Genomic DNA, 26096 nt, shown 5'->3' on the forward strand with positions numbered 1-26096 from the left:
AGGCCGCCCGATGAAGCAGGAACCCGGTACTGCGCGAGCAGCTATCACCCAGTAATGGGGATCCCCCTCCTGTGACGCGAAGCGCTAAGGTGGGGGAGGATGTCAACTTGAGTCCCTGTCGCTTAGTACTGGTGTTGTCGGGTCTGACCGATATAATGTGGCCCCCAATCATGATGGATTCCGAGGTTTTTGCATGCGGCTCGACAAATTTCTTTGCGATTGCTCCGATTTGACCCGTTCCCAGGCGGGCAAGCTGATCCGTCAGGGGGAAGTGCTGGTAGACGGCGTGCTGGTCAAGCAGCCCGCCTTTCACATCAACGAGCAACACCAGATCGAGTTTGACGGCGTGACCTTGACCCTGAACCAGCAGAATCGCTACTTCATGCTGCACAAGCCGGAAGGATACGTCTGCTCCAACGAGGATCCGGATCACGCCACCGTGTTCCACCTGCTCGACGAGCCGGCCATGGGCAAACTGCATGTGGTGGGGCGCCTCGATCTCGATACCACCGGGCTGGTGCTGATCACCGATGATGGCCAGTGGTCCCATCGCATCACGTCGCCCCGTCACGAGTGTGCCAAGACCTACCATGTTTGGCTGGCTGACCCCGTGAGTGAAGAGGCCATCTCGCTCTTTGCTGACGGTATCTATCTGCGCAACGAGAACGACAAGACCCGCCCTGCGGAGCTGGAGATCCTGGACGAGCGAGAAGCACGCCTGACCATCCACGAGGGCAAGTATCACCAGGTGAAGCGGATGTTCGCCGCCATCGGCAACAAGGTGGTCGGGTTGCATCGGGAACGCATCGGCGAGTTGACTCTGGACGATGAGCTGGCTCCGGGGGAATACCGGGAGCTGACCGAAGAGGAAGTGGCCCTGTTCTAGGGACGCGATCGCCTCTCTCCCTGTCCGGCACGGGGGAGCATCGGCGGCTCAGTGCCGCCGATGGGCGTGTTGGTCCTTCCTTCTTGCAGGAGAGACGGGGCTCAGTTCCCCATTCCCAGCACCAGGGCCGTGCCCAGGGTGGCGAGCAGGGCTCCGGCCCAGGCGGGGAGCGAGGGACGCATCCCCGAGTGCCACCACAGCAAGGGCAGCAGAATGACCGGTGTGGTGGAAGACAAGATGGCCACCATGCCCACATCTTCCTGACGCAGGGCCACCAGGATCAGGGTCATTCCCAGCGTCATCGCCAGAAATCCGTTGATACCTATCATGCCGAGCACCTGCCGGTTGATGGGGTTGTGCGGCATGGCGAGCGGCAGGCGCAGAGCCCGCAAGACGCAGTGTGCCAAGAGGGCGCTGCCCATGCGCACGCCAGAAGCGCTCACTGCGTCCACGGTGCCGCTCATCATCACCGGCTTGGCGATGATCGCTCCGAGGCTCTGGCACAGGGCTGCGGTAAGGCCAAGGGCTATGCCGACCACGAGGCGGCCGCGCACCTGCTCCCATTCGTTCTGCTGGTTGTCGCCACGACGACCAAACAGGATGGCGAGCATGACCCCGGCCAGGACCAGCAAGGCGCCTGGCAGGCGCCAACCATCGAGCCGCTCGCCAAAGAGCCAGAGCCCAAGCAGGGCGGAGAAGAGGGCGTGGCAGGAGAAGAGCAGACCGCTGCGCCTGGGGCCGAGTCGGTTCATGCAGGCAAAGAGGGCGGTGTCGCCGACGAAGATGCCGATGAGGCCGGAGAGGGCCAGCAGGGGAAGGGCGCTCTCGGTGAGGGTCTGCCAGCCTCCCGTCACCAGACTTGCGCTGGCCAGCATCAGGCTGACCAGGAACATCCGCCAGCGGCTGTAGGCAAAGGCCCCCAGATGGCGAGCCGGTTTGACGGAGATGAGGGCGGCGATCGCCCATAAACTTGCGGCAGCCAGCGCCAACCATTCGTAACCCATAAAGACCCCTGAAACGGTAGACGACAACCGGACCTACAGGCGACATATCGCCCCGGGCCGATTGCTTACGGGGCAGGGGAGCGTGCCTTCTTGCTGTCGCACGCACCCGTGGCGGCCGTGTCGTCATAAAACCATGAAAAAAATAGCCCGGAAGACTCCCTCTATCGGGCAGGCCCGATACAATACGGGCCGTCTTCGGGGATAACAAGCGCGGCATCATGCATTCGTTTCCAGGCGCGCCGCCGGCCTTCTCCCTATTGCAGTCAAAAGAATTGAACGAGGTTAATGTATGTTTTACCGTTTCGCCGTCAGGCCAGCCCGTCGCTGGCTATCTCCCTTACTGCTTGGGTTGATGGCGGTGCCGCCGTCACTGGCTAGTAGCGTGGTTGAGCAGACTTACATTTCAGATAGACAAACCCTGGTCAAAGGCAATGGCGCCGAACCCGAGTCCCTCGATCCGGCCCTGATCCGCTCCGGCTTCCCAGGGGAGGTGGTGCTGGTGGACCTGTTCGAGGGGCTGGTGAGCGAGGATGGACAGGGCATGATAGTGCCCGCCCAGGCCCAGCGCTGGGAGACCAGCGAGGATGGACTGGTGTGGCGTTTCTTTCTGCGTCCCCAGCTCAAATGGTCCAACGGCGAGCCCCTCACAGCCCGGGATTTCGTCTACGCCTGGCGGCGGCTGCTGAATCCGGCGCAGGCTTCCCCCTCCGCTGGCCTGTTGCTGGCGACCGGCATCAACAATGCCCAGTCCATTTATGCCGGTGCGCTCGATCTCGATGCCCTGGGGGTGGAGGCCGAAAGCGACCAGATCCTGAAAGTGACCCTGGAGCGTCCCGTTCCCTATTTCCTGCAACTGGTCAGCCAGCGTCCCTTCGTGCCGGTCAACGAACGGGTCATCACCCAGTTTGGCAAGCAGTGGACCCAGCCAGGCAAGATGGTGAGCAATGGCCCTTACAAGCTGGCGAGCTGGGTGGTGAACGAGCGCATCGAAGCCGAGCGCAACCCCCAGTACTGGGATGACGCCCATACCCGGATCCAGCGTGTGACCTACCTGCCGCTCGCTTCCCAGCATGGGGAGCGGCTGCGTTACGAAGCGGGGGAGATCCAGCTCACCAACAAGGTGGCGCTGGAGTACTACCAGAAGACCATGCAGGAGGCACCGGAGCGGATCTGGGGTTTGCCGCTGCTTGGCACCTATCTTTATACCTTCAATCTCAATCTCCCTGAATTGCAGGATGTGCGGGTGCGCCAAGCGCTCTCCATGGCCATTGATCGCTACCTGCTGACCGAGAAGGTGAGCGGCCAGGGAGAACGTCCTGCCTGGTCATTGCTGCCCGCCATGCCAGGTTATGACGAACTGGATATCCCCCTCTCCCGGGAAGACCAGTCAACTCGGTTGGCCCGGGCCGCCGCACTGTTGGCCCAGGCGGGCTACAACAGCGCCCATCCCCTCAGGCTGACGCTGACCTACAACACGTCGGAGAACCACAAGAAGCTGGCCCTGGCGGTGGCGGCCATGTGGAAACCGCTGGGGGTCGAGGTCTCTCTCAACAACATGGAGTGGAATGCCTATCAGGTGGCCAAGGACAGTGGTGATTTCATGCTGGCTCGTTCATTTTTGTTTGGTGATTATGTCGAGCCGTCGTCCATGCTTGGCAGTTTCCGCTGCCAGGATCCCCAGAACGAGAGCGGCTACTGCAACCCCGCCTTCGATGGTCTGCTGCAGCAGGCCTCCGAGACCCTGGATGCCAACGTTAGGTCCGGGATCTATCATCAGGCCGAGCAACTGCTGATGGAGGAGGTGCCCGTCATCCCCGTCTATCACTACAACCAGATGCGACTGGTGGACCCGGCACTGCGCGGCTTGCCGAGCCGCAACCTCAAGGGCGCCATCGCCACCAAGGATCTCTATTTCAGCCAGCCATGAGGAGTGTGGAATGAAGATTGCCATTATCTCGGATCTGCACGGCAGTCTGACTGCCCTCGAGCAGGTGCTGGCGCAACTCGCTCCCTGGCAGCCTGATCACTATCTGCTGCTCGGGGATCTGCTCAATCACGGGCCGCGCAATCCGGTGCCGGCGGGGTATGATCCTGCCGCCGTGGCGGCAAGGCTCAACGAGCTGGCCCCCCGCATCATGGCGGTGCGTGGCAATTGCGATTCGGAGGTGGACCAGATGCTGCTCCATTTCCCCATCACGGCGCCCTACAACCAGCTGCTGGTGGATGGGCGGCGCTGGTTTGTCAGCCACGGTCATCTCTATGAGCCCGGCAACGTGCCCCTGCCAGCAGGGAGCCTGTTCATCAGCGGTCATACCCATGTGCCTGTGCTGCGCCAGGAGGGAGAGATTTTCCTGATGAACCCGGGGTCTATCTGTTTTCCAAGGGGCGAGTGGGTGGCCAGTTATGGGCGCTATGACGACGGCTGCATGAGCATCCATGCCTGCAAGGATGGAGAAACCCTGATGCAGCTAGTGCTCTGATGAGGGGCTGGCAAGGAGAGGAAATCAGAAGGGGGAGAGGAGATCAGGCCTTGATCCCGAAAGAGCGGGTGCCTGAGCGGGTATTGCCTTTGGCGTCATAGGTCAGGGAGCTGCTGTCTCTGAGCTTGCTGAGGAAGCTGGCGAGACGGCGATTGGAGACAATGCTGAGTTCGAGCAGACGTCCATTGAGGTTGTTCTGCTCCTGACAGGCTTCCAGCTTGGCTTGAAGGGCCTGCAATTGGGTCGGGAAGGCGCCCAGCTGTTGCTGCAGGTCGGGTAGCTCCGCCAGAGTCTTGTCCAGCGTCTCGATGGCCACCAACAGTTGCTGCTTGCGATCGGCGAGTGCCGGCAAGGCAAGGGCCCGGTGAGCCTTGAGGAGGTCGAACTCCTCTGCCAGCAAGCCTTGCATCTGGGAGAGGTTGTCGTCCTGGGCGCGCAGCAGCGAAGGGAGGTCCATCATCCCAACCGTTTATCCAGATCGGCTTCGAAGCTGAACATCTTTCTGGCCACGGCTTCGCTGTTGACCTTGTACTCCCCACTGGCCACGGCCTTCTTCAGGCTCTCGACGCGGCTCTCGTTACCGGTGGAGGCGGTGTTGAGGGTCTTCTGCATCTGTTGCAATTGCTGCGCCTCACTGGTCAAGGAGACAGAGTCGCTCTTGACGGTCGTCGCACGGCTGCTCTCGCTGGAGGTAGCCGACTTGGTGGCTACACCTTGGTTGCTGCCGCTGTTTTGCAGGCGGTTGTTAGCCAAGTTGTTGATATTGTTGATAGCCATAAGGTTTACCTTCGTCTGCTTTGCTGTTCGCTTACCTGTGTATCGGTGACGGCGGTCAGAACTTTAGAAAAAAATTGCGCAGTGCATTCCTGTGTCAGAATGTCACGACCACGGAGCCCACTGCACTGACCTGGCCTTGCACCGTTCTGCCCGAGCGCGTGTTGACAAGCCGGATCATGTCTCCGAAGCTGCCATCTTGCAAGGCGCGGGCCATGGTTTTGATCTGCATGCTGCTGTTTTCGGCGCTCAGGGTGACCTGGTCCCCCTTGCAGACCACGCATACCTGGGTGAGCCTGATTGGCTGGCCCGGTTTGAGCTCACGCTTGCTGCGTACCCCGATGAGGGCGGTCGGGTCGGTAAGGTAGTCGCCACGGATCAGGGTCTGGTCCTGGTATGCCAGGGTCAGCATGGGTTCACTCAGAATGTCCCCCTTGGCAACCGGGACGGTGACGGTGACATAGGGTTTCTGGATGCTGACCCGGACCGGTAGATAGAGATCCCAGGATTTGTCTCCCTCGCACTTGAGGTAGACGGTGGTGTTGCGACGGATCTCCATCCTGGCGGGGAGGGAAATGGTGAGGGCATCTTCGCAGCGCGTGAGGGGGAGGCGCTCGTCAATGGTACCGGCCTTGACGTCGGCCTGTGCATCGAGGGGAATATCGAGCTGGTCGAGCACGAACGCCTGTGCCTGTTCTTGCAGATAGTCGGTGACCTCGGACGCCATGGCGTGAGACAGACTGCAAAACGGCAGTAAGATAAGGAAAAGTCTACTAATCATTTTTGCTTACCGGTCGATAAGTTATTCACGTATACCACCGTAGTTAACTATGCTTGCTCCAGAATTATTCGATTGTTGAAACAACGATGATCTGATGCAAGCCAATGTGCATGCATAATGACATGCACGATCAGTGCCAAGCATTTTTAGGGAGTGTTTATGGCGAGTATTCTGGACTCGGTCAACCAGCGAACCCAGCTAGTGGGACAAAACAGGCTGGAGCTGCTGTTGTTTCGTCTCAATGGACGTCAAAGATTTGGCATCAACGTATTCAAGGTACGCGAGGTGCTGCAGTGTCCCCCTCTGACCGTCATGCCCAAGCTCAACTCCTGCATTCGCGGCGTGGCACATATCCGTGGCCAGACCATCTCGGTGATCGATCTCAGCATGGCGATGGGCAAGCGCCCCATCCAGGACCTCTCCAAGTGCTTCATCATCATCTCCGAGTACAACCGCTCCATTCAGGGGTTCCTGGTCCACTCGGTCGAGCGCATCATCAACATGAACTGGGAGTCCATCCTGCCGCCACCCAAAGGGGCAGGTCGCATCAACTACATGACGGCGGTGACCGAGGTAGATGGTGAGCTGGTGGAGATCCTGGACGTGGAGCGCATTCTCAACGAGATCTCGCCGGTCTCCACCGAGGTGTCCACCGAACTGGTGGAAGCAAGCGTGGAGCGCAATCCTCACGGGCGTCCCGTGCTGGTTGCGGACGACTCTTCGGTGGCGCGCAAGCAGGTTCAACGGGCACTGGAGGCTATCGGGGTGCAGTGCGTGCTGGCCAAGGATGGACGGGAAGCGCTCAACATGTTGCTGGAGATGTCCAAGAACGGTCCCATCAAGGATCAGATAGCTCTGGTCATTTCGGACATCGAGATGCCGGAGATGGACGGTTATACCTTCACCGCCGAGATCCGCAACAATCCCAACCTCAAGGATTTGCATGTTATCCTGCACACTTCCCTCAGTGGGGTGTTCAATCAGGCCATGGTGCAGAAAGTCGGAGCGAACAATTTCATTGCCAAATTCCAGCCGGATGAATTGGCCAAGGCCGTACAAGGCGCTCTCTAATCAAGAAGAACAACTGCATGAAGACACTTTCGGACGACTTATACAGGCAATTCAGCAATTTTCTGGCGCAACAGAGCGGCATAGTGCTGGGTGACAACAAACAGTATCTGGTCAAGAGCCGCCTGTCGCCCTTGATGACTCAGTTTGGTATCGAGAGTCTGTCTGATCTGGTCACCCGGGCGATGAGCGTGCGCGAGCGGGAGCTCAAGATGGCGGTGGTCGATGCCATGACCACTAACGAGACCCTGTGGTTTCGCGATACCTATCCGTTCCAGCTGCTGAGCGACAAGATTTTCCCGGAGCTTGGCAAGAGCGGTCGTCCCATCAAGATATGGTCTGCCGCCTCTTCATCCGGGCAGGAACCCTACTCCATCGCCATGACGGCGCTGGAGCAGCAAGTCAAGCGGCCGGGTACCTTGCCGGGCGGGGTGCAGATAGTGGGGACCGATATCTCCAGCACCATGCTCAACCAGTGCAAGGAGGGGGTCTACGACAGCCTGGCGCTGGCCCGCGGGCTCTCCCCCGAGCGCAAGCGACTCTTTTTCGAACCCTGTGGCGACAACAAGATGCGGGTGGTGGAGCGTGTCAGAAAATTGACCAGCTTCCGTCCCCTCAACCTGCTGGAGAGCTACAGCCTGCTCGGCAAGTTTGACATCATCTTCTGCCGCAACGTGCTCATCTACTTTGCGCCCGAAGTGAAATCCAAGATCCTCAACCAGTTCGCCAGCAGCCTCAATCCTGGCGGCTACCTGATGCTGGGGGCCTCCGAGTCTCTGGCCGGCCTCACCGACAAGTTCGAGATGATCCGCTGCAACCCCGGCATCGTCTACAAGGTCAAATAACCCCGCTCAATACCCTCTTGGCACATCTCTTGCTAAATATTCATGAAGCAGGAGGTGTGCTATGGCAATTTCATTCGACAAGGCATTCGGTGTTCATCAGTACACGCTGAGCGTGCGCGCCAAGCGTGCCGAGGTGTTGTCCAGCAACATCGCCAATGCGGACACGCCGGGCTTCAAGGCTCGTGACATCGACTTCTCACAGGCGTTGCAGGATGCCCAGGGCCAGCAAGGGTTCGGGCTCAGCACCACCAGCGAGAAGCACTTCGCCTTGCAGATGGATACCCCGGGCACGACCCAGTACCGCAATCCCCTGCAACCGGATACCGGTGACGGCAACACGGTGGACGTGCAGCAGGAGCGCAGCGAGTTCCTACGCAACAGCCTCGAATACCAGGCCTCCCTTGAATTCATGAACAGCAAGATAAGCGGCCTGCTCAAGGCACTGAAAGGAGAGCAAGGATGAGTTTGTTCAAGGTCTTTGACATTGCAGGCTCTGCCATGAGCGCGCAGTCCGTTCGCCTCAACACGGTGGCGAGCAACATGGCCAACGCTGACAGCGTCAGCTCCAGCGTGGAAAAAACTTACCACGCCAGGCGGCCAGTCTTTGCCGCCCAGCTGGATCAGGCCATGTCCGACAAGCAGGCCTCGGTCGGGGTGGATGTGAAGGGCATCGTCGAGAGTGATGCGCCCCTGCTCAAGGAGTACAACCCGAATCATCCCATGGCGGACAAGGATGGCTTCATCTTCAAGCCCAACGTCAACATGGTGGAAGAGATGGCGGACATGATAGCGGCGTCGCGCAGCTACCAGACCAACGTCCAGGTGGCCGATGCGGCCAAGAAAATGTTGCAGCAGACCCTGGGTCTGGGCAAGTCCTGACAGAGGTGAACCCGGATGAGAGTGACCCGTGATCGCCTGCCAGGCGGCAACAATCGGCCCAGTGGGCACGCCCTAGAGGGGGGAGCATAAGTGGCAGATACCTATGACAGCCTGCTGGGCGTCAACCGGACGACGTCGGCCCAGACCAGTACGGTCAACACCAGTACCCAGAAAAAGGAGCTGGATCAGGAGTCCTTCCTGAAGCTGTTGACCATGCAGCTCTCCTATCAGGATCCGTTCAAACCGGTGGACAACGCCCAGATGCTTTCCCAGATGACCTCGATGTCGACGTCTCAGGGGATCAGCAGCCTCTCCACCCAGATGGAGAGCCTCAACAGCCTGATGACCTCCAGCCAGGCGCTGCAGGCCTCCGCGCTGGTGGGGCAGAACGTGCTGATCCCGTCCAACACGGGTTACGTGGAGAAGGGAGGCACCCTCACGGGGGTCATCGCCACCGGCGACGGCGGCAGCAACATCAAGGTGACGGTGAAGGACGAGAGCGGCCAGGTCATCAGGGAGTTCGCCATCGAAGGGAGCCACAAGGGGAACGTGGCCTTTGAATGGGATGGCAAGGACAAGTCCGGCAACCAGGCCAAGAGCGGCAAATATTCGATAGAGGCGCATGCCACCGTCGACGGCAAGTCGGAGAGCGTCCCCGCCCTGACTTACGCCAAGGTGGAGAGCGTCACCCTGGGAACGAGCACCAACCCCAGCACCCTCAAACTCAAGGGACTGGGCGGCATCTACCTGACCGATGTATTGGAAATTGGCGCGACGACCGGCAAGACCACCACCCAGTCGGCTTCGTCCTCTAACGCAGTGATCTAAGGAGAAAGACATGTCATTCAACAATGCCCTCAGCGGCATCAATGCGGCTCAAAAAGACCTGAACGTCACCGCGAACAACATTGCCAACGTCAATACCACCGGCTTCAAGGAGTCCCGTGCCGAGTTTGCCGACGTCTATGCCAACTCCATCTTCGTCAACGCCAAGACCCAGGTCGGCAACGGGGTGGCGACTGGCGCGGTGGCCCAGCAGTTCCATCAGGGCGCGCTGCAATTCACCAACAACGCGCTGGATCTCGCCATCCAGGGCAACGGCTTCTTCGTGACCTCGGACGGCCTGACCAACCTGGATCGCACCTACACCCGTGCGGGCGCCTTCAAGCTCAATGAGAGCAGCTACATGGTCAGCAACTCCGGCGGTTATCTGCAAGGGTACGAGATCAACTCTGACGGCACCCCCAAGGCGGTGAGCATCAACGCCACCAAGCCCATCCAGATCCCGGACAAGGCCGGTGAGCCGGTGCAGACCACGACGGTCGAAGCTGGCTTCAACCTGCCTTCCAGCACGAAAACGCTGATGGATGTCAATGCCTCCAAATTCGATCCCACTGACTCGACCACCTACTCCTCCTCCACCTCCGTGGTGGTCTATGACTCCCTGGGCGAGCCACACACCATCACCCAGTACTTCACCAAGGAAGCGGATCCGGCCGATCCTACCCAAGCGGCGGTGCCGACTGCCTGGCGCATGTACCTCTATGAAGGGGACAAGCCCATCGACATCGTAGGCGGTACGGCCACCACCATGGCGACCGGTCTGAGCCAGGCCCCCCTGAGCGCCCGGGTGACCTTCGATGCCTCCGGCAAGATGGTCACACCCACCACCCCGGCGGTCATCAAGACGGAACCCCTGGGGGCGGCGGGGGCTGGTATCATCACCAATGGCGCCGATGGCACCCAGGAGATTGAGTTCAAGCTTGGTACCGTGACCCAGTACGCCTCCCCCTTTGAAGTGAGCAAGCTGACCCAGGACGGCTCCACCGTCGGTCGCCTGACCAAGGTGGAGATCGGGGCGGATGGCATAGTCTCCGCCACTTACAGCAACGCCACCACCGTCAAGGTGGCCATGGTGGCCATGGCGAAGTTTGCCAATGCCCAGGGTCTCACCCAGGTCGGCGACACCTCCTGGCGCCAGTCCCTGCTCTCTGGCGATGCCTTGCCCGGCACCCCGAACTCCGGCACGTTCGGCTCCATCAAGTCGTCGGCGCTGGAGCAGTCCAACGTGGACCTCACCACCGAGCTGGTCGATCTCATCACTGCCCAGCGCAACTTCCAGGCGAACTCCCGTTCCCTGGAAGTGAACAGCTCCCTGCAGCAGAACATACTGCAGATCCGCTAAGACGGCGGGTAGTTGGCAGGGGCGCTTCGGCGCCCCTTGTCATTTCCGTCCCGCCTCATTTCCTCCTTTCATTCCGTCTTCGTCATCTCTCTTGGCATTCAACTTGCAGTTGAGCTGTGAGAGTCATCTGTTTGACGGAGGATCCCATGGATCACCTGCTTTACATCGCCATGTCCGGGGCCAAGGAGAACATGAACAGCCTGGCTGTTCGTGGCAACAACCTTGCCAACGCCAACACCATTGGCTTCAAGTCTGACTTCGAGCAGGCGCGCAGCATGCAGGCGTTTGGCGAAGGGCTGCCCACGCGGGTGTTCGCCATGACCGAGCGGCCGGGCCAGAACCTGCAGCACGGCATGCTGATGACCACGGGTCGGGATCTTGACGTTGCCGTCGATGGGCCGGGCTGGATTGCGGTGCAGGATCCCAACGGTGCGGAAGCCTATACCCGCATGGGCAACCTGCAGCTCAATGCCACCGGCAATCTGCAGACCTCCACCGGTCTGAACGTGGTGGATGATGCCGGTCAGCCCATCGTGCTGCCCCTGCCCATGGAGAAGATCGAGATCAATCGTGACGGTACCATCAGCGGCCGTCCCGAGGGGGCAGCCGCCAACCTGCCGGAAGATTTCCAACGTATCAAGCTGGTCAACCCGGCGGCAGATGCGGTGGAGAAAGGTCAGGACGGCCTGTTTCGCCGCAAGGATGGCCAGAATGAGGCCGCGTCTGCGGATGTGGGCCTGATCGCCGGCTCCCTTGAGGGGAGCAACGTCAACGTGGTCGACGAGATGACCAACCTTATTCGCTTGCAACGTCAGTTTGAAACTCAGGTCAAGATCATGAAGACCGCCGAGGAGAACGACGAGGCACAAACCCAGCTGCTGCGTATCAGCTAATCAAGGAGCACCCCATGAATCCTGCACTCTGGATCAGCAAGACCGGCCTCGATGCCCAGCAGACCAACATCTCGGTCACCTCGAACAACCTGGCGAACGCCAGCACAGTGGGCTACAAGAAGGCGCGGGCCATCTTCGAGGATCTGCTTTATCAGAACATCAACCAGCCTGGCGGTCGCTCCTCGGCGGACACCGAGCTCCCTTCCGGCCTGATGCTGGGGGCGGGGGCCAAGGTGGTCGCCACCCAGAAAAACCACAGTCAGGGCAACGTCCAGACCACGGACAACTCCCTTGACCTGATGATCAGCGGCCGCGGCTACTTCGAAATCCAGCTGCCCGATGGCAGCGCCGCCTATACCCGCAACGGCCAGTTCACCCTGAACGACGAGGGGACCATCGTCACCCCGGGCAACGGTTACCCGTTGCAACCGGAGATCCAGATCCCCGAGAACGCCCAGAGCGTCACCGTGGGGGAGGATGGCCAGGTCTCCGTCCAGCTCAAGGGGGATGGCCAATCCCAGGTGGTGGGCCAGATCAACACCACGGACTTCGTCAACCCCACCGGCCTGCAGCCCATGGGGGAGAACCTCTTCCTCGAGACCCAGTCCAGCGGCGCCCCCATTCAGGGGACTGCCGGTGCGGACGGGCTGGGGGTGATCAAGCAGGGGATGCTGGAGACCTCCAACGTCAACGTGACCGAGGAGCTGGTGAATCTCATCCAGGCTCAGCGGGTCTACGAGATGAACTCCAAGGTCATCTCCGCCGTCGACTCCATGATGTCCTTCCTGACCCAGCGGACCTGATGAAAGGAGTGCCATGATGAAAGCCATATGGATGCTGGGACTGCTGACGCTAGCGGGTTGCACCAGTACCCCCAATACCGCCAAACCGGATGACCCGGATTTCGCCCCCGTCTACGGGGAGTCGGAGCCGGTGTCGGTGCGCCCGACCGGCGCCATCTTCCAGCCCGAGCAGGTCAACGGCATCTACTCGGACATCAAGGCGCACCGGGTGGGTGACATCATCACCATCCAGTTGGCGGAGTCGACCTCGGCGTCGAAAAAGGCCAACACCCAGAGCGGCAAGGACAACAAGCTGGCGCTCGACCCCGTCACCCTGGGTGGCGTGCCGGTCACGGCGGGGCCCTACGATCTGTCGGCCTCCATCGGCCAGAACAGTGCCTTCAAGGGGCAGGCCAAGGCGGATCAGAGCAACAGCCTGCAGGGCAACATCTCGGTCAGCGTGGTCAAGGTACTGCCAAACGGCAACCTGCTGGTGCGCGGCGAGAAGTGGATCATGCTCAACAATGGCAACGAATATATCCGTATCACCGGTCTGGTGCGCCCGGAGGACGTGAGCTCGGAAAACAGCGTCTCCTCCCAGCGGGTGGCCAATGCGCGTATCTATTACGGCGGTACCGGGGATCTGGCGAACACCCAGGAACAGGGCTGGCTCACCAGCTTCTTCAACGGCCCCTGGTGGCCCATTTAAGACTCAAGAGTCCGGGGCGTTCACGGGTCCCGGATCAGGAAGGTTTTGTTAGGAGATGTCATGAACCGATTCCGTCTGCTTGCCCTGCTGTGCTGCCTGCTGCCCTTCGGGCTGGCGCACGCATCCCGCATCAAGGACCTCGCCTCGGTGGAAGGGGTGCGCAGCAACCAGCTGATCGGTTACGGTCTGGTGGTGGGCCTGCCCGGCACGGGGGAGAAGAACAACGCCTTCACCGAGCAGACCTTCAGGACTATGCTCAACAACTTCGGCATCAAGGTGCCTGACAACATCAAGCCCAAGATCAAGGACGTGGCACCGGTGGCCATCCACGCGGATCTGCCCCCTTTCTCCAAGCCGGGCCAGACCATAGACGTCACCGTCTCCGCCATCGGCGAGGCGAAGAGCCTGCGTGGCGGCACCCTGCTCCAGACCTTCCTGAAAGGGCTGGATGGCCGCGTCTATGCGGTGGCCCAGGGCAGCCTGGTGGTCGGTGGCCTCGGGGCCGAAGGGGCGGACGGCTCCAAGGTGGTGGTGAACACGCCCACAGTGGGGCGCATCGCCAACGGGGCGACCGTGGAGCGGGAGGTTCCCAACTCCTTCAGCCAGGGCGACACCATCACCTTCAACCTGAACCGGCCGGACTTCACCACCGCCCGCCGTCTGGCGGACGTGGTCAACGATCTGGTGGGTCCGAACACCGCCCAGGCGATGGACGCCACCTCCATCAAGGTATTCGCACCGCGGGATCCGGCCCAGCGGGTCTCCTACCTCTCCACCATCGAGAACCTGGAAGTGGACCCGGCGAGCGAGTCCGCCAAGATCATTGTGAATTCGCGCACCGGGACCATCGTCATCGGCAGCGAGGTCAAGCTGCGCCCGGCGGCCATCAGCCACGGTGGGCTGACGGTCACCATCGCCGAGAACCAGCAGGTCTCCCAACCCAATCCGCTCGCTGGCGGGCAGACGGCGGTCACCAACAACTCCACCATCAACGTGCAGCAGGATCCCGGTCGGATGTTCAAGCTTGATACCGGCGCGACCCTGGACGACCTGGTGCGGGCGGTGAACCAGGTGGGGGTCGCCCCCGGGGATCTGATGGCGATCCTGGAGGCGTTGCAGCAGGCGGGCGCGATCCAGGGCCAACTGGTCATTCTGTAATTTCGTGAGCGGCAAGCGGTTGCCACGGGCGGCAAAGAGGTAGGTTATGGCAGAGTTCGACACCCAGAGCGGTATCAATATTGGCATGGTGCAGGACGTCCAGAACCTGGACAAACTGCGCCAGATGAGCCTGAGCAAGGAGGGGAAGCAAGGGGCCCTGATGGCGGCCGCCCGCCAGTTCGAATCCATCTTCACCCAGACCCTGTTCAAGGGGATGCGCCAGGCCAACTCGGTGCTCACCGAGGGCAACCCGATGAACAGCAGCTACACCCAGTTCTATGAAGGGATGCTGGACGAGCAGCGGGTTGCCGACATGTCGAGCAAGGGGGGGCTGGGCATTGCCGAGATGGTGGCCAGGCAGCTCTCACCCGAGCAGACCTTCACCCATCAGGATGGCCGGGTACTCAAGCTGCCCCAGCGTACCGAGCGAGTCTACAAGCCCTATCAACCCCCCAGTGCCTCCAACGATCTGATTGCTGCCTCCAAAGTTGGCAAAGATTTTGCTGATAACGAAATGAAGGGTGAGCTGAATGGGGCCGAGCGTACGCTGGCCCTGCCAAGACGCCCCCACCGCACCGTGCCGCCCATGGGCAGCAGCCAGAGGCCTTCGGCCCTGGATGGCAGCGCGAAGGTGTTTGACAGCCCGGAAGAGTTCGTCGACAGGCTGATGCCGCTGGCCAAGAAGGCGGCGGACAAGCTGGGGTTGAGCCCGGCGGTGCTGGTGGCCCAGGCCGCCCTTGAGAGTGGCTGGGGCAAGCGGGTGATCAAGGATGCAGACGGAAACGTGACGCACAACCTGTTCGGCATCAAGGCCGATCCGCGTTGGGAAGGCCCCAAGGCGGTGGTGAGCACCCTGGAATACGAGCAAGGGGTGGCCTCGCGCCAGAAGGCGGCGTTTCGTTCCTACGAGTCGTTCGAAGAGAGCTTCAACGACTACGTGGATTTCCTGACCTCTGGGAGTCGCTACAAGGGGGCGCTGGCCAAGGTGGACAGCCCGGACCGTTACTTCGAGGCGTTGCAGCAGGCCGGTTATGCCACCGATCCCCAGTACGCCAGGAAACTTAAACAAGTGTTGCGCAGTGATGCCATCGCCGGTTACTCGACGCCCGGCAACATTGCAGACAGGAACACAGAGATGGAGCTGTAAGCTATGGCAAGCGATCTGCTTGGAATTGGGACCTCGGGTGTGTTGGCCCAGCAGCGACTGCTGCAGACCACCAGCAACAACATAGTGAACGTCAATAGCCAGGGCTATGTACGTGAACGCACCCTGATCTACACCAATTCCGTCGGATTGGGGACGGGCGACATGGTGAGCGAGCGCATCATCAACGCCTATGCCCAGGCCGAGGTGCGCCGGGATACGTCCGCCTATCAGGCGGCCAACACCCGCTACGATCAACTGTTCCGGCTCGACAGCCTGCTCGGTGATGCCAGCAACAGCGTGGGGACCACCATCACCTCCTACTTCAAGGCTTTCCACACCGCCAACGAGTCACCGTCCGAGATCGGGGGGCGCAAGACGACCCTGAGTGAACTGAGCGGCATGGTGGACAGATTCCATACCCTCTCCGCCCAGCTCGACAAGCAGTCCGATACCATCAACGCCACCATAGGGGACGAGACGGACAGGGTGAACAGCCTGCTGAACAGCATCAACGATCTGAACCAGGCCATCGTCCGCACCCAAGGCTCCCCTGAAGAGAATCTGATGCTGTTCGATCAGCGGGATGAGGCCATTCGCCAGCTCTCCGAGAAGATGGAGATCCGCACCGTGACCCAGCCCAATGGCAGCATGCTGGTCAACATGAGTACAGGGCACTCCCTGGTGCTCGATGGCGGCGTGGCCCAGTTCAAGGTGGTGCCGGGGGACCCGGATTCCCGTGAGCCTTCCCTGCAGCTGACCCTGGGCAAGAACCAGGCCAGCATCAACGACAAGGATATTGGCGGTGCCATCGGTGGCCTCTTCACCGCGCGCCGGGATCTGGAGCCCGCCAAGCGGGAGCTGGGGCAGCTGGCCGTCGCCCTGGGGGATGCCATGAACCAGCAGAACCGGCTGGGGATGGATCTCGACAACGAGCTTGGGGGGGATCTCTTCACCCTCAAGGGAAGCCAGGGGCTGCCCTACGCCAGCAACCAGGGTAACGGGGCGGCCAGCGTCAACTTCGTCCCCGGCAAGGGGAGCGAGGTCACCACCTTCGACTACGAGGTGCGGTTCAACAGCGCCACCGGTTACGAGGTGTTCGCCATCGACGGCAGCGGGCAGCGTACCTCGCTCGCCACGGGGACCACGCCGCCAGCCACCTTCGAGGTGGCGGGACATGGCATCGAAATCGATCTCTCCGGCACTCCGGTCGCGGGTGACAAGATCTTGTTGCAACCCACCCGGAATGCGGCTGCCAACCTGGAGCAGGCGATCACCCGTCCCGAGGATATCGCGCTGGCATCCCCCCTGAAGGCGGACAAGGGATCCCAGAACCTGGGCTCGGGCGAAATAACGCTGGGCGGTGTCTACAACACCGGCACGGGCTCGGGTTTTGGCACCAACACTCTGGACCCGAGTGCACCCCAGGTCATCAAGATCGACGGCAGCGGCAACTACGAGGTCTATGACAAGAACAACAACCTGCTCGGTGTGGCCCCCGCCTCCAGCAAGGGAAAGAACCTGATGGCCGCCCTCGAGAGCCCCCTTGGGGGGCCCAAGGTCTACGCCGATCCGACCCAGAGCCCGGGTTATGAGTTCAGCATCACCGGCAAGGTGGAGGCCAACGACAGCTTCACGCTCAGCTACAACAAGGACGGCTTTGCGGACAACGCCAACGGCCTGGCGCTGGCGGAGCTGCAGAACAAGGAGCTGGTGCGCAAGAACAACAACGCCGCCACCAGCAACGACAAGATGACCTTCAACGATGCCTACTCGGGTCTGGTGAGCGGCATTGGCAACAAGACCAGCCAGGCCAAGACCCTGCTGCAGGCCAACGAGGCGAAGCTGACCCAGAGTACCGCCATCTTCGAGAGTGTCTCCGGCGTCAATCTGGAGGAGGAGGCGGCCAACCTCATCCGCTTCCAGCAGTCCTATGCGGCCTCGGCCCAGATAGTGAACACCGCCAAGACCATCTTCGACACCCTGCTCTCCTCCGTGAGGTAAGTCATGCGCATCACCACCAACATGATCTATGACCGCAACCTTGCCTCCATGAGCAAGGTGAGCGAGCGCCAGAACACCGCCTACAACCAGTTGATGACGGGGGATAAATTCTCCCGTTCCGGGGAGGACCCGGCCGGCATGAGCCAGAAGATGGCGCTGACCAAGGAGATCGATCTCTTCAAGCAGTACGGCGTCAACGGCAGCCTGCTGGAGAACAGCCTGGGCCACGAGGAGACGGTGCTGACCTCCCTCAACAACGCCATGCTGAGTGCCCAGACCCTGATCCAGAAGGCGAACAACTCCGCCATGGGCTCCGAGGAACGCAACGCCATCGCGAGCGAACTGGAGGGGCTGCAAAAGCAGATGTTCGACCTGATGAACAGCAAGAACTCCCAGGGGGAGTACATCTTCGGCGGCAATCAGAGCAAGACCCAGCCCTTCGTCAAGGATGCCAGCGGCAACTATGTGTTCCAGGGGGACACGGGGCAGCGCAACATCCAGGTCTCTCCCACGGTGCAGATCCCGGCCAACGACTCCGGTTTCGATCTGTTCGAGATGGTGGCGACCCGGCGCACCGCCAGCGCCGCCAGTGGCAACATCCAGGTGTCGGTGGCGGATCAGGGGAACTTCGAGAGCTTCTATCGCAACAACTATGATGCTTCCCTGCCGAGCAACCAGTATGCGGTCAGCACCCTGGCCGGGCCGCCGGACACCTACGAGATCCGTGACAGCGGTGGCGCCCTGCTGCAAAGCGGCGACTATGTGGCGGGCAACAAGATCCCCTTCAACGGCCTGGCGCTCACCCTCGACCTCCCTGCGGGGTCGGCGACCCAGAACTTCGTGCTGGATACCCCGAAAAACGACAACATCCTCAATGGCATGTCCGATTTCATCTCCGCCATGCGCGATCCGACCCTGTCCGAGAGCGATTTCCAGCTGGCGGTCTCCGATGCCACCACCCACATGAGCAACGCCAGAACCAAGATAGACCGGGGACTGGGGGAGCTGGGGGGAAGGATGAACAGCCTGGAGCAGGTGATGAGTTCCAACGACGGACTCAGCACCCTGAACCAGCAGGCGCGGGCCAAGGTGTCCGAGGCGGACATGTACGAGGTGATCGCGGCCCTCTCCAAGGAGGATGCAGCCATGAGCGCCTCCCAGCTCGCCTTCAGCAAGATAAGCAAGCTGACCCTCTTCGACTATATCCGCTGACGTTCATCCGTTGACCGCAGGCTCCCCCGTGCCACGCACGGGGGAGCCTCGTTTCATGAAAGGCCCGCCGTCCGGCCAATTTGTAACAACCCGTTGCCAGGGGCCCGTTTGCCTTGACTCGACCTGCGCCTGGGCAGATGATGCCGCCCGCACGGTCGCGCCGTGCAATCAATGTTCGCAGCATCTCGTTAGGCGAGGCTCCTGCATAAACACAGGCCACTGATCTCACGACGTCCAGAGACGCCCAAGATCAGGACAGTTTTCATCGGATTAAGGTGTCAACCCAAGTGGCTTCCGGCATGCCGGATACGTTATGCAGTGCTAAAGCTGGTACGTGGGGATGAAAACACGCCGGACGGCGTCATTTCCTGCCTGTTACTCGTCAATCAAATTGCTGTTTTCTTGCCGTTGCATCCGGCCAGGTGCCGGAGGCGTTCAGGTTCGCCTGAAATCACATGAGGACATCTGTGATGAAGAAAACACACACCCTGCTCAATCGTCATCAACTGCTCGACCCGGTTGCCTTGCGCAACTGGCTGGCGCACAACCTGGATCCGGTGGCCCGTGCCGATCAGCTTCTGACCCTGCGCCCGGAAGAGCTCAACTGCATCTTCGATACCCTCTCCATGCCGGAAGGGGCGTCCTTGCTCGCCTCCCTCCCGGCGGAGTGTGCCGGCCATCTGCTGCTCAGGCTGCATGGCAGCATCGTGGGAATACTGCAGGGCACCTTGGCCCGTCGTGACCTGCTGGCCATCCTGCGCAGGCTCGACGAGCACGATCGCAAGACCCTGCTCGCCCGGCTGCCAGACCCCGCCCGTAAAGCTTTCCAGTCCCTGCTGGCCTGGCCGAACGAGTCGGTGGGGGCCAACATGCGCCACGAATACCTGGCAGTAGAGGCCGATGCGACGGTGGAAAGCGCCAAGCAGCTGATCCACGGCGCCTGGGATCAGGCCAGGCTGTTCGGTCATCTCTATGTGGTTGACGGCGAGCAGCGCCTGCTTGGCAGCGTCTCCCTCAAGTCGCTGCTGATCGCCGATCCGCTGCTGCCGGTGGGGGAGCTGATGGAGGGGGAGGCGGTGCGCATCAACGCCCGGGCGGATCAGGAGCTGGCGGCCCGCCTGCTCATTGACCGCGACCTCTCGCTCCTGCCGGTGGAAGATCAGGGTCGTCTGGTGGGGGTCTTCCACGTGGACGATGCCGCCGACATCCTGGAGCTGGAGTCCACCGAGGATGCGGAGCTGCAAGGGGGCTCCTCGCCGCTGGATACCCCCTATCTGCAGGCCACCCCCTGGCAGCTGTGGCGCAAGCGGGTGGGCTGGCTGCTGATCCTGTTCGTGGCGGAAGCCTACACAGGTACCGTGCTGCGGGCCTTTGAAGAGCAGCTGGAGGCGGCCATCGCCCTGGCCTTCTTCATCCCGCTCCTCATCGGTACCGGTGGCAACAGCGGCACCCAGATCACCACCACCATAGTGCGTGCCATGGCGGTGGGGGAGGTGAGCTTGAAAAACCTCGGCACCGTGCTGAAAAAGGAGATCTCCACCGGTCTGCTCATCTCGGCCGCCATCGCACTGGCGGCCTGGGTGCGGGCCTGGAGCCTGGGGGTGGGGCCCGAGATCGGCATGGTGGTGACCCTGACCATCGTCGCCATCGTGCTCTGGAGCGCCACCGTCGCCTCGGTGATCCCCATGGTGCTGCGTCGCTTTCGCATCGACCCGGCGGTGGTTTCCGCCCCCTTCATCGCTACCCTGGTGGACGGTACCGGCCTCATCATCTACTTCGAGATAGCCAAGCTGATCCTGCCGGATCTGCAGTAGGAAAGCACAAGAGACAAAAAAGGCAGCCATCGGCTGCCTTTTTTGCGTAGAGGAGCGGATCACCCGAGTTGGAACAGCAGGGGCCAACCCTGCTCGTGGCAGTAGCGGTGCTCCTTTTCCAGGTTCTGCATCAGCAACTTGTTCTCGTCGCACCAGTCCAGGGGCAGGGTGACCACCAGCTGATCCCCGGCGGCCTGCACGTTCCACTCGGGCAGCAGGTTGTCCTGACGCCTGTGGTGGGCCGCCACCGCGAGGCGCAGGATGCGGATGCAGCGCAGCACCGTCTGCTCGTCGTGGTTGGGCAGGGCCGGCAGCTCGGAGAGCTTGAGCCCCTTGCGATGAAAGCGCACCAGGGCCGCCAGCAAGGCCTGATCGTCCTGGTTGAAGCCGGGCAGGTCGGTGTTTTGCAAGATGTAGGCGGAGTGTTTGTGGATGCCGCTGTAGTTGATGGCAAGGCCGATTTCGTGCAACCGCGCCGCCCAGCCGAGGATGGCGCGATAGGGCTCTTCCGGCATCTCCCAGGGGCCGCTCAGGGCGTCGAACAGGGAGAGGACGCTGCTCTCCACCCGGGTGGCCTGGCGCTTGTCGATGCGATAGTGGGTGCTGAGTGCAAGCGCGGTACGTTCGCGAATGTCGTGATGCTGCAGGCGCTCCTCGAACTCGTAGAGCAACCCTTCGCGCAGGGCGCCGTCGGAGTACTCCATCCGCTCGATGGGCAGGGAGGTGAAGAGCCCGAGCAGGATGGCCACCGCGGCGGCGAACACCCCCTGACGCTCCTCGGTGAGGCCCGCCAGTTTGAGCTGGTCGACCCGCTTGTGCTTGAGCATCTCTTCCTTCAGCCGCTCCAGTCCCGCCAGGGTGATGGCACCATCGGTCCACTCTTCTCCCTGCAACACGTCGCGCACGGTGCGGATGGAGCCCGAGCTGCCGAGGCAGCTCTGCCAGCCCAGCTTGCGGTACTGGTTGATGATGGGGGCGAGCTGATGTTGGGCCTCCAGCACGGCGGCGTTGAAGGCCTTCTCGCCGAGCTTGCCGTTGCCAAAGAAGCTCTGGGTGAAGCTCACACAGCCCATCTTGCGGCTGGTGAGCGCCTTGTGCTCAAACCCCTCACCAATGATGAGCTCGGTGCTGCCGCCGCCGATGTCCACCACCAGCACCTGGCCCTCGATGTGCTGGGTATGAGCGACCCCCTGATAGATGAGGCGGGCCTCTTCCTGGCCGCTGATGATCTCGATGGGGTGGTTGAGCACCTTGGCCGCCTCGCGCACGAAGTCGCGAGCGTTGCTGGCGCGGCGCAATGTGTAGGTGCCGGCGATGCGGATCTGATCCGGCTTGATGTTGGTGAGCCGCTCGGCGAACAGGGCGAGGCAGTCCAGCCCGCGCGCCATGGCCTCCGGGGACATGCGGCGCTGCTCATCCATCCCTTCGGCGAGGCGCACTCGCTCCTTGATGCGATCGATGATCTGCATCCGCCCCTCGGTGAGGCGGGCAATGACCATATGGAAGCTGTTCGAGCCCAGATCGACAGCGGCGTACAGACTATTGTCCATGGTTTGACTCTATGCGTTTGAGGTAGTCGTAAATCGCCACCTGGGAACGGACCTTGCGGCGGTTGCCCCGCTTCACGTACTCGTTCTTCTGGTCGGCATCGATCACCCGCGCCTTGCAGGTATCACTCAGTTGTAGCTCGAGAATGTCGAGGATGCGCTGCTTGAGCCGCTCGTCATAGATGGGGGTGCCCACCTCGATGCGACCGTCGATGTTGCGGCTCATCCAGTCGGCACTGGAGATATAGAGCTGGGGATTGCCCTTGTTGTGGAACACCATCACCCGCGGATGTTCGAGGAAACGGTCGATGATGCTGATGACCCGGATGTTGTCGCTCAGACCCGGCACCCCCGGGCGCAGGGCGCACATGCCCCGGATGATCATCTGGATGGGCACCCCGGCCTGGCCGGCGGCATAGAGCCGGTTGATGAGGTCTCTGTCCACCAGGTTGTTGATCTTGAGGGTGATACCGCTGGGTTGCCCCGCCTTGGCGTTGGCCAGCTCGTTGTCGATGAGGCGATAGAGCTGGCGGCGGCTGTTGATGGGGGAGACCAGCAGGTGGTTGAACTTGTAGCGCCGGTACGGGTACTCGATGTACTCGAACACGCTCTCCACCTCGGCGGTGATGTCCGGATGGCGGGTCAGCAGGGAGAAGTCGGTGTAGATCTTGGCGGTCTTCTCGTTGAAGTTGCCGGTCCCGATATGGGCGTAGCGCACCGCCTCGCCGTTCTCGTGGCGGGTGATGAGGCAGAGCTTGGAGTGGATCTTGAGGCTGGGCACCCCGAACACTACCTTGACGCCTGCGTCGGTCAGGATGTTGGCCCAGTCGATGTTGGCTGCCTCGTCGAAGCGGGCGCGCAGCTCCACCACCACGGTCACCTTCTTGCCGTTGTTGGCGGCGTCGATGAGGGAGTGGATGATCCGCGACTTCTTGGCCACCCGGTAGATGTTGATGCGAATGGCGCTGACCGCCGGGTCGAAGGCCGCCTGGCGCACCAGCTCGGTGAAGTGGTGGAACTTGTGGTACGGGTAGTAGAGCAGGATGTCCTGCTTGGCGATGGCGTCGAAGGCGTTGACGAAGCCGTCAAAGTCGCGGCAATCGAGGGCCGGCAGCTTGGGGTTTTCCAGGTAATCCCGGCCCACATTGGGGAAGCCGATGAAATCCTTGAAGTTGTGATAGCGCCCACCGGGCATGATGGCGTCGTAGGAGCTGATCTGCAGCTTGAGCTTCAAGAAGCTTATCATGGCCGCCGGCATCTCCCGCTCGTAGACGAAGCGCACCGGCATGGCGGTGAGGCGCTGTTTCAAGCCGTCACTCATCTTGTCGACCAAGCTGAGGTCCAGCTGGTCGGAGAGGTCATATTCGGCATCCCGGGTCAGCTTGACCGCGTAGGCGGCAATCTCGTCGTAGTCGAAGAAGCCCTTGAAGATCTCGTCCAGACAGAAGCGGATGACGTTGTCCAGGATGATGATCTGCTTCTTGCGACGGGTGCCCTCTGGTGGTAGCTGGAAGAAGCGGGGCAGATCGTCGGTGGGCACTTCCACCAGGGCGTACTGGATCACCTGGCCGTTCTTCTTCATCTCGATGGCGAGATAGGTGTGCTCGTCTTTCAGGAACTTGACCGGGTTGACCTCCTTGTTGAGGAGGATGGGGATGATGTGGCGCAGCACCTTTTCCCGGAAGAAGATCCGCAGCCACTGCTGGATGGACTCGGAGAGCTGGCTTTCGTTCACCAGGAAGATGTTGTGGCGAGCCAGCGCGATCAGCAGCTCCTTGTAGGTGTTGTCGAACGCCTCGCCGAGCGCCATCACCTTCTGCTGGATGGCGCGCAGCAGCACCTTGGCCTCGTCGTCGCCGCCGTGGACTTCGTTGATGAGGATGCGGCGCTTGACGTCCGACACCCGTACCTTGAAGAACTCGTCCTGATTGGAGGAGAAAATCCCGAGGAAGCGAACCCGCTCGATGAGGGGTACCGTCTTGTCCATCGCCTCTTGCAACACCCGTTCATTGAATGAGAGCCAGCTAAGCTCTTTCTCTTCATACTGCTTGTCGGTGCTCATCTGGTGCCTCTTTGCTCTGGTTGCGTCTGCGCGGAAGTTATGGCGTCAAACCATGACAAATTTATGACAGGCGACACTATTCGCTCAGATCCTGATCGATGTCGACGACGAGGTCGTCGGAGAGGGACTCCAGGGCCGTGACGAGATCGTCCAGTTCGAGCTGCGGCGGCAGGGCCACCAGGGCGTGGGCATAGAAGAGGGGGGCGCCTGAGTGGGGCGCAGGTTCGCAACCTGTGGTGAGGTCGGCGACGTTGATGTTGAGCTGTCGCAGGATGCTGGCCACTTCGTGGACGATGCCCGGTCTGTCGTTGCCGGTGACGCTCAGCATCACCTGATGGGCCGGTTGCGGGCTGAGCTGCCCTTCGGCGAAGCTCACGGTGAGGCCAGGCAGCATCACCAGGGCCTCGCACAGGCTGCGGTAATGCTCGTCAGGCACGGCGACGTGCAAAATACCGGCAAATTGCCCCGCCAGCTCGCTCATGGAGCTGGCCAGCCAGTTGCCCTGCTGCCGGGTGATGGTATCGGCCAGGCTCTCGACGATCCCGGGTTTGTCTGCGCCGATCACGGTGACGACCAATTGCTTTTGCATCCTGCTCTCCTTGAATGGGGCTGCGTGGGGTCCGTTGACGCCTGGCGGCGACGGGAGTGCGCCAGAACGTCCATGGGCTCTAGCATTGTGCCTGCTGTGACAGGCCATATGAAGCCCGCCTTGCGCAAATTCAGTGAAAAAACGCGAATGCCGGGACGGGCTTGATTTCTGCGCTGCCTGAGTCGCTTTCCCCGTGGTAGAGTGTGCCCCTTCCTCTGGTGTGAACTGAATTTGTCTTGTAAACGGGATGTGCGTGTATGAATAGCCTTGTCGTATCGGGAGCCGTGTTGCTGGGGTTGCTCCTGCTGGTGATCGTCTGGCGCAGGGAGAAAGGGGGCAAAGCCGAGCCCTATGATCTGCAGGAAACCTTGATGAGCCCAGCCGAGCGCACCTTCTTCGGGGTGCTGGATCAGGCGGTGGGGGACAAGGCCCGTGTCTTTGCCAAGGTACGAGCCTCCTATGTACTGACGCCCGAGGCGCACCTTGGCAAGGGCAAGCGCCAGCAGGCGCTCGGCAAGATAGGGGAGAAGCACTTCGATTTTCTGCTCTGCCACCCGGCGGATCTCTCTTTCCTGTGTGCCGTGGAGCTGGATGACGAGGGGCACCGCCACCAGAAGCGCAAGGCGCGGGATCTCTTCCTGAAGGCGGCCTGCGATGGCGCCGGTCTGCCGCTGTTGCAGATCCCGGCCAGCAGCCACTACCAGGTCGACGAGTTGCGGGAGCAACTGCTGCCCCTGCTGGCGAGAACGACGGCGCCGGTGGATGACCTGCTGCCCGGCGAGCGCCGCGAACCGACCTTCAGCCCGCTGCTGCTCGATGGTGTCGATCTGGGCACGTCACACCCGGGGGCTGCCAGGGAGCCCCAGGTGCCGCCCCCCCAGGCCGGAGAGGCAATGCCCGTGTTGATGGAGGAGAATCCCTTCCTCGATCCGGATGAGGAGGAGCCCCGGGAGACGATCCCTCATTGCCCCCGCTGTGCCGCGCCCCTGGTGGCACGGGAAGCACGAAAGGGTCCCCATGCCGGTCGCCTGTTCCTCGCCTGCAGCCGGTTTCCCGAGTGCCGCTATGCCGCTCCCCAGGAGAGCGTGAAACACTGATCCCTCCTCTGACGCCGCACCCTGTCGGCGTCATTCTTTCCCCTTCGCTGGTTTTCATCCGATACTCAATCTGGCTGGAAGCGTGATCCCCGTCCCGCCAGGGTCCGGGAGGATGTGACAAGTTTTGACAATCCGCCATAATTTTGGCACTTTGTCCCCCTTATGACACAGTGCGAAATTGGT

At 61.4% G+C, this 26096-nt stretch carries 25 protein-coding genes and 1 riboswitch; of the genes, 18 read left to right on the forward strand and 7 right to left on the reverse strand.

Going from position 1 to position 26096, the window contains the following annotated elements; translation table 11 throughout:
- Positions 1 to 193 precede the first annotated feature (193 nt).
- On the forward strand, positions 194 to 886 hold the full coding sequence (gene rsuA, locus AB5Y64_RS14730) for a 16S rRNA pseudouridine(516) synthase RsuA (protein ID WP_113977346.1): 693 nt from the start codon (positions 194 to 196) through the stop codon (positions 884 to 886).
- Between the two features lie 101 nt (positions 887 to 987).
- Here rsuA and AB5Y64_RS14735 read toward each other — a convergent pair whose 3' ends face one another.
- Positions 988 to 1890, reverse strand: coding sequence for a DMT family transporter (locus AB5Y64_RS14735; protein ID WP_113977347.1), 903 nt, complete (start codon positions 1888 to 1890; stop codon positions 988 to 990).
- Between the two features lie 289 nt (positions 1891 to 2179).
- Here AB5Y64_RS14735 and AB5Y64_RS14740 point away from each other — a divergent pair, with 289 nt between their 5' ends.
- Both AB5Y64_RS14740 and yfcE read left to right on the forward strand, forming a co-directional pair.
- Complete coding sequence (locus AB5Y64_RS14740) at positions 2180 to 3817, forward strand: peptide ABC transporter substrate-binding protein (RefSeq protein ID WP_368204063.1); 1638 nt, start codon at positions 2180 to 2182, stop codon at positions 3815 to 3817.
- Positions 3818 to 3827: 10 nt separating this feature from the next.
- Positions 3828 to 4370, forward strand: coding sequence for a phosphodiesterase (yfcE, locus tag AB5Y64_RS14745; RefSeq protein ID WP_049637068.1), 543 nt, complete (start codon positions 3828 to 3830; stop codon positions 4368 to 4370).
- 43 nt (positions 4371 to 4413) lie between these two features.
- Here the strand turns inward: yfcE and AB5Y64_RS14750 are convergent, their stop codons facing one another.
- From AB5Y64_RS14750 to flgA, 3 genes are all read right to left on the reverse strand, one after another.
- Positions 4414 to 4830: a flagella synthesis protein FlgN gene (locus AB5Y64_RS14750; protein ID WP_039040232.1), complete on the reverse strand. Its 417-nt coding sequence runs from the start codon at positions 4828 to 4830 to the stop codon at positions 4414 to 4416.
- The gene (gene flgM / locus AB5Y64_RS14755) at positions 4827 to 5147 is read right to left on the reverse strand and encodes a flagellar biosynthesis anti-sigma factor FlgM (protein WP_201964201.1); all 321 of its coding nucleotides are present in this window, start codon (positions 5145 to 5147) and stop codon (positions 4827 to 4829) included. Before flgM ends, AB5Y64_RS14750 begins: the two co-directional genes overlap by 4 nt.
- 94 nt (positions 5148 to 5241) lie before the next feature.
- Positions 5242 to 5847 (reverse strand): flagellar basal body P-ring formation chaperone FlgA, encoded by a 606-nt coding sequence (flgA, locus tag AB5Y64_RS14760; RefSeq protein WP_319026220.1) that lies wholly within the window; start codon positions 5845 to 5847, stop codon positions 5242 to 5244.
- A gap of 237 nt (positions 5848 to 6084) precedes the next feature.
- Between flgA and AB5Y64_RS14765 the strand changes: the two genes are divergently transcribed.
- The 14 genes from AB5Y64_RS14765 to mgtE all read left to right on the forward strand — a co-directional run bounded on the left by AB5Y64_RS14765 (position 6085) and on the right by mgtE (position 20618).
- Entirely contained in the window at positions 6085 to 6996 is a 912-nt protein-coding gene (locus AB5Y64_RS14765) for a chemotaxis protein CheV (protein WP_010675296.1), read from the forward strand.
- 17 nt (positions 6997 to 7013) lie between these two features.
- The gene (locus AB5Y64_RS14770) at positions 7014 to 7838 is read left to right on the forward strand and encodes a protein-glutamate O-methyltransferase CheR (RefSeq protein ID WP_010675295.1); all 825 of its coding nucleotides are present in this window, start codon (positions 7014 to 7016) and stop codon (positions 7836 to 7838) included.
- Positions 7839 to 7899: 61 nt separating this feature from the next.
- Entirely contained in the window at positions 7900 to 8301 is a 402-nt protein-coding gene (flgB, locus tag AB5Y64_RS14775) for a flagellar basal body rod protein FlgB (protein ID WP_010675294.1), read from the forward strand.
- Positions 8298 to 8717 (forward strand): flagellar basal body rod protein FlgC, encoded by a 420-nt coding sequence (flgC, locus tag AB5Y64_RS14780; RefSeq protein WP_005329775.1) that lies wholly within the window; start codon positions 8298 to 8300, stop codon positions 8715 to 8717. The genes flgB and flgC overlap by 4 nt, the downstream gene beginning before the upstream one ends.
- Before the next feature lie 90 nt (positions 8718 to 8807).
- Entirely contained in the window at positions 8808 to 9545 is a 738-nt protein-coding gene (locus AB5Y64_RS14785) for a flagellar hook assembly protein FlgD (RefSeq protein WP_010675293.1), read from the forward strand.
- 10 nt (positions 9546 to 9555) lie between these two features.
- Complete coding sequence (gene flgE, locus AB5Y64_RS14790; protein ID WP_042017542.1) at positions 9556 to 10902, forward strand: flagellar hook protein FlgE; 1347 nt, start codon at positions 9556 to 9558, stop codon at positions 10900 to 10902.
- 146 nt (positions 10903 to 11048) lie between these two features.
- Complete coding sequence (flgF, locus tag AB5Y64_RS14795) at positions 11049 to 11795, forward strand: flagellar basal-body rod protein FlgF (RefSeq protein ID WP_010675291.1); 747 nt, start codon at positions 11049 to 11051, stop codon at positions 11793 to 11795.
- A 14-nt stretch (positions 11796 to 11809) separates the two neighbouring features.
- On the forward strand, positions 11810 to 12598 hold the full coding sequence (gene flgG, locus AB5Y64_RS14800) for a flagellar basal-body rod protein FlgG (protein WP_010675290.1): 789 nt from the start codon (positions 11810 to 11812) through the stop codon (positions 12596 to 12598).
- A 16-nt stretch (positions 12599 to 12614) separates the two neighbouring features.
- Complete coding sequence (flgH, locus tag AB5Y64_RS14805; protein WP_010675289.1) at positions 12615 to 13286, forward strand: flagellar basal body L-ring protein FlgH; 672 nt, start codon at positions 12615 to 12617, stop codon at positions 13284 to 13286.
- A 60-nt stretch (positions 13287 to 13346) separates the two neighbouring features.
- Positions 13347 to 14444 (forward strand): flagellar basal body P-ring protein FlgI, encoded by a 1098-nt coding sequence (locus tag AB5Y64_RS14810; protein ID WP_010675288.1) that lies wholly within the window; start codon positions 13347 to 13349, stop codon positions 14442 to 14444.
- Positions 14445 to 14490: 46 nt separating this feature from the next.
- Positions 14491 to 15591 carry a flagellar assembly peptidoglycan hydrolase FlgJ gene (gene flgJ / locus AB5Y64_RS14815; RefSeq protein ID WP_042017546.1) on the forward strand — a complete coding sequence of 367 codons (1101 nt, stop codon included), beginning with the start codon at positions 14491 to 14493 and terminating at the stop codon, positions 15589 to 15591.
- 3 nt (positions 15592 to 15594) lie between these two features.
- Positions 15595 to 17592: a flagellar hook-associated protein FlgK gene (gene flgK / locus AB5Y64_RS14820; RefSeq protein ID WP_201925849.1), complete on the forward strand. Its 1998-nt coding sequence runs from the start codon at positions 15595 to 15597 to the stop codon at positions 17590 to 17592.
- A gap of 3 nt (positions 17593 to 17595) precedes the next feature.
- The gene (gene flgL, locus AB5Y64_RS14825; protein ID WP_319899413.1) at positions 17596 to 18804 is read left to right on the forward strand and encodes a flagellar hook-associated protein FlgL; all 1209 of its coding nucleotides are present in this window, start codon (positions 17596 to 17598) and stop codon (positions 18802 to 18804) included.
- Between the two features lie 177 nt (positions 18805 to 18981).
- Positions 18982 to 19151: riboswitch (M-box (ykoK) riboswitch) on the forward strand.
- A gap of 123 nt (positions 19152 to 19274) precedes the next feature.
- Positions 19275 to 20618, forward strand: coding sequence for a magnesium transporter (gene mgtE / locus AB5Y64_RS14830; RefSeq protein ID WP_042017552.1), 1344 nt, complete (start codon positions 19275 to 19277; stop codon positions 20616 to 20618).
- 59 nt (positions 20619 to 20677) lie between these two features.
- Here the strand turns inward: mgtE and ppx are convergent, their stop codons facing one another.
- The 3 genes from ppx to AB5Y64_RS14845 form a co-directional block, all read right to left on the reverse strand.
- Positions 20678 to 22168 (reverse strand): exopolyphosphatase, encoded by a 1491-nt coding sequence (gene ppx / locus AB5Y64_RS14835; protein ID WP_042864118.1) that lies wholly within the window; start codon positions 22166 to 22168, stop codon positions 20678 to 20680.
- On the reverse strand, positions 22158 to 24227 hold the full coding sequence (gene ppk1, locus AB5Y64_RS14840; protein WP_010675282.1) for a polyphosphate kinase 1: 2070 nt from the start codon (positions 24225 to 24227) through the stop codon (positions 22158 to 22160). Before ppk1 ends, ppx begins: the two co-directional genes overlap by 11 nt.
- 76 nt (positions 24228 to 24303) lie before the next feature.
- Entirely contained in the window at positions 24304 to 24816 is a 513-nt protein-coding gene (locus AB5Y64_RS14845) for a glycine cleavage system protein R (protein ID WP_010675281.1), read from the reverse strand.
- Positions 24817 to 25073: 257 nt separating this feature from the next.
- Between AB5Y64_RS14845 and AB5Y64_RS14850 the strand changes: the two genes are divergently transcribed.
- Positions 25074 to 25913 carry a DUF2726 domain-containing protein gene (locus AB5Y64_RS14850; protein WP_279993259.1) on the forward strand — a complete coding sequence of 280 codons (840 nt, stop codon included), beginning with the start codon at positions 25074 to 25076 and terminating at the stop codon, positions 25911 to 25913.
- The last annotated feature ends 183 nt before the right edge of the window (positions 25914 to 26096 follow it).

The organism is Aeromonas sp. R5-1, assembly GCF_040908265.1.
In the GTDB taxonomy this organism is placed as follows: Bacteria; Pseudomonadota; Gammaproteobacteria; order Enterobacterales; family Aeromonadaceae; genus Aeromonas; species Aeromonas caviae.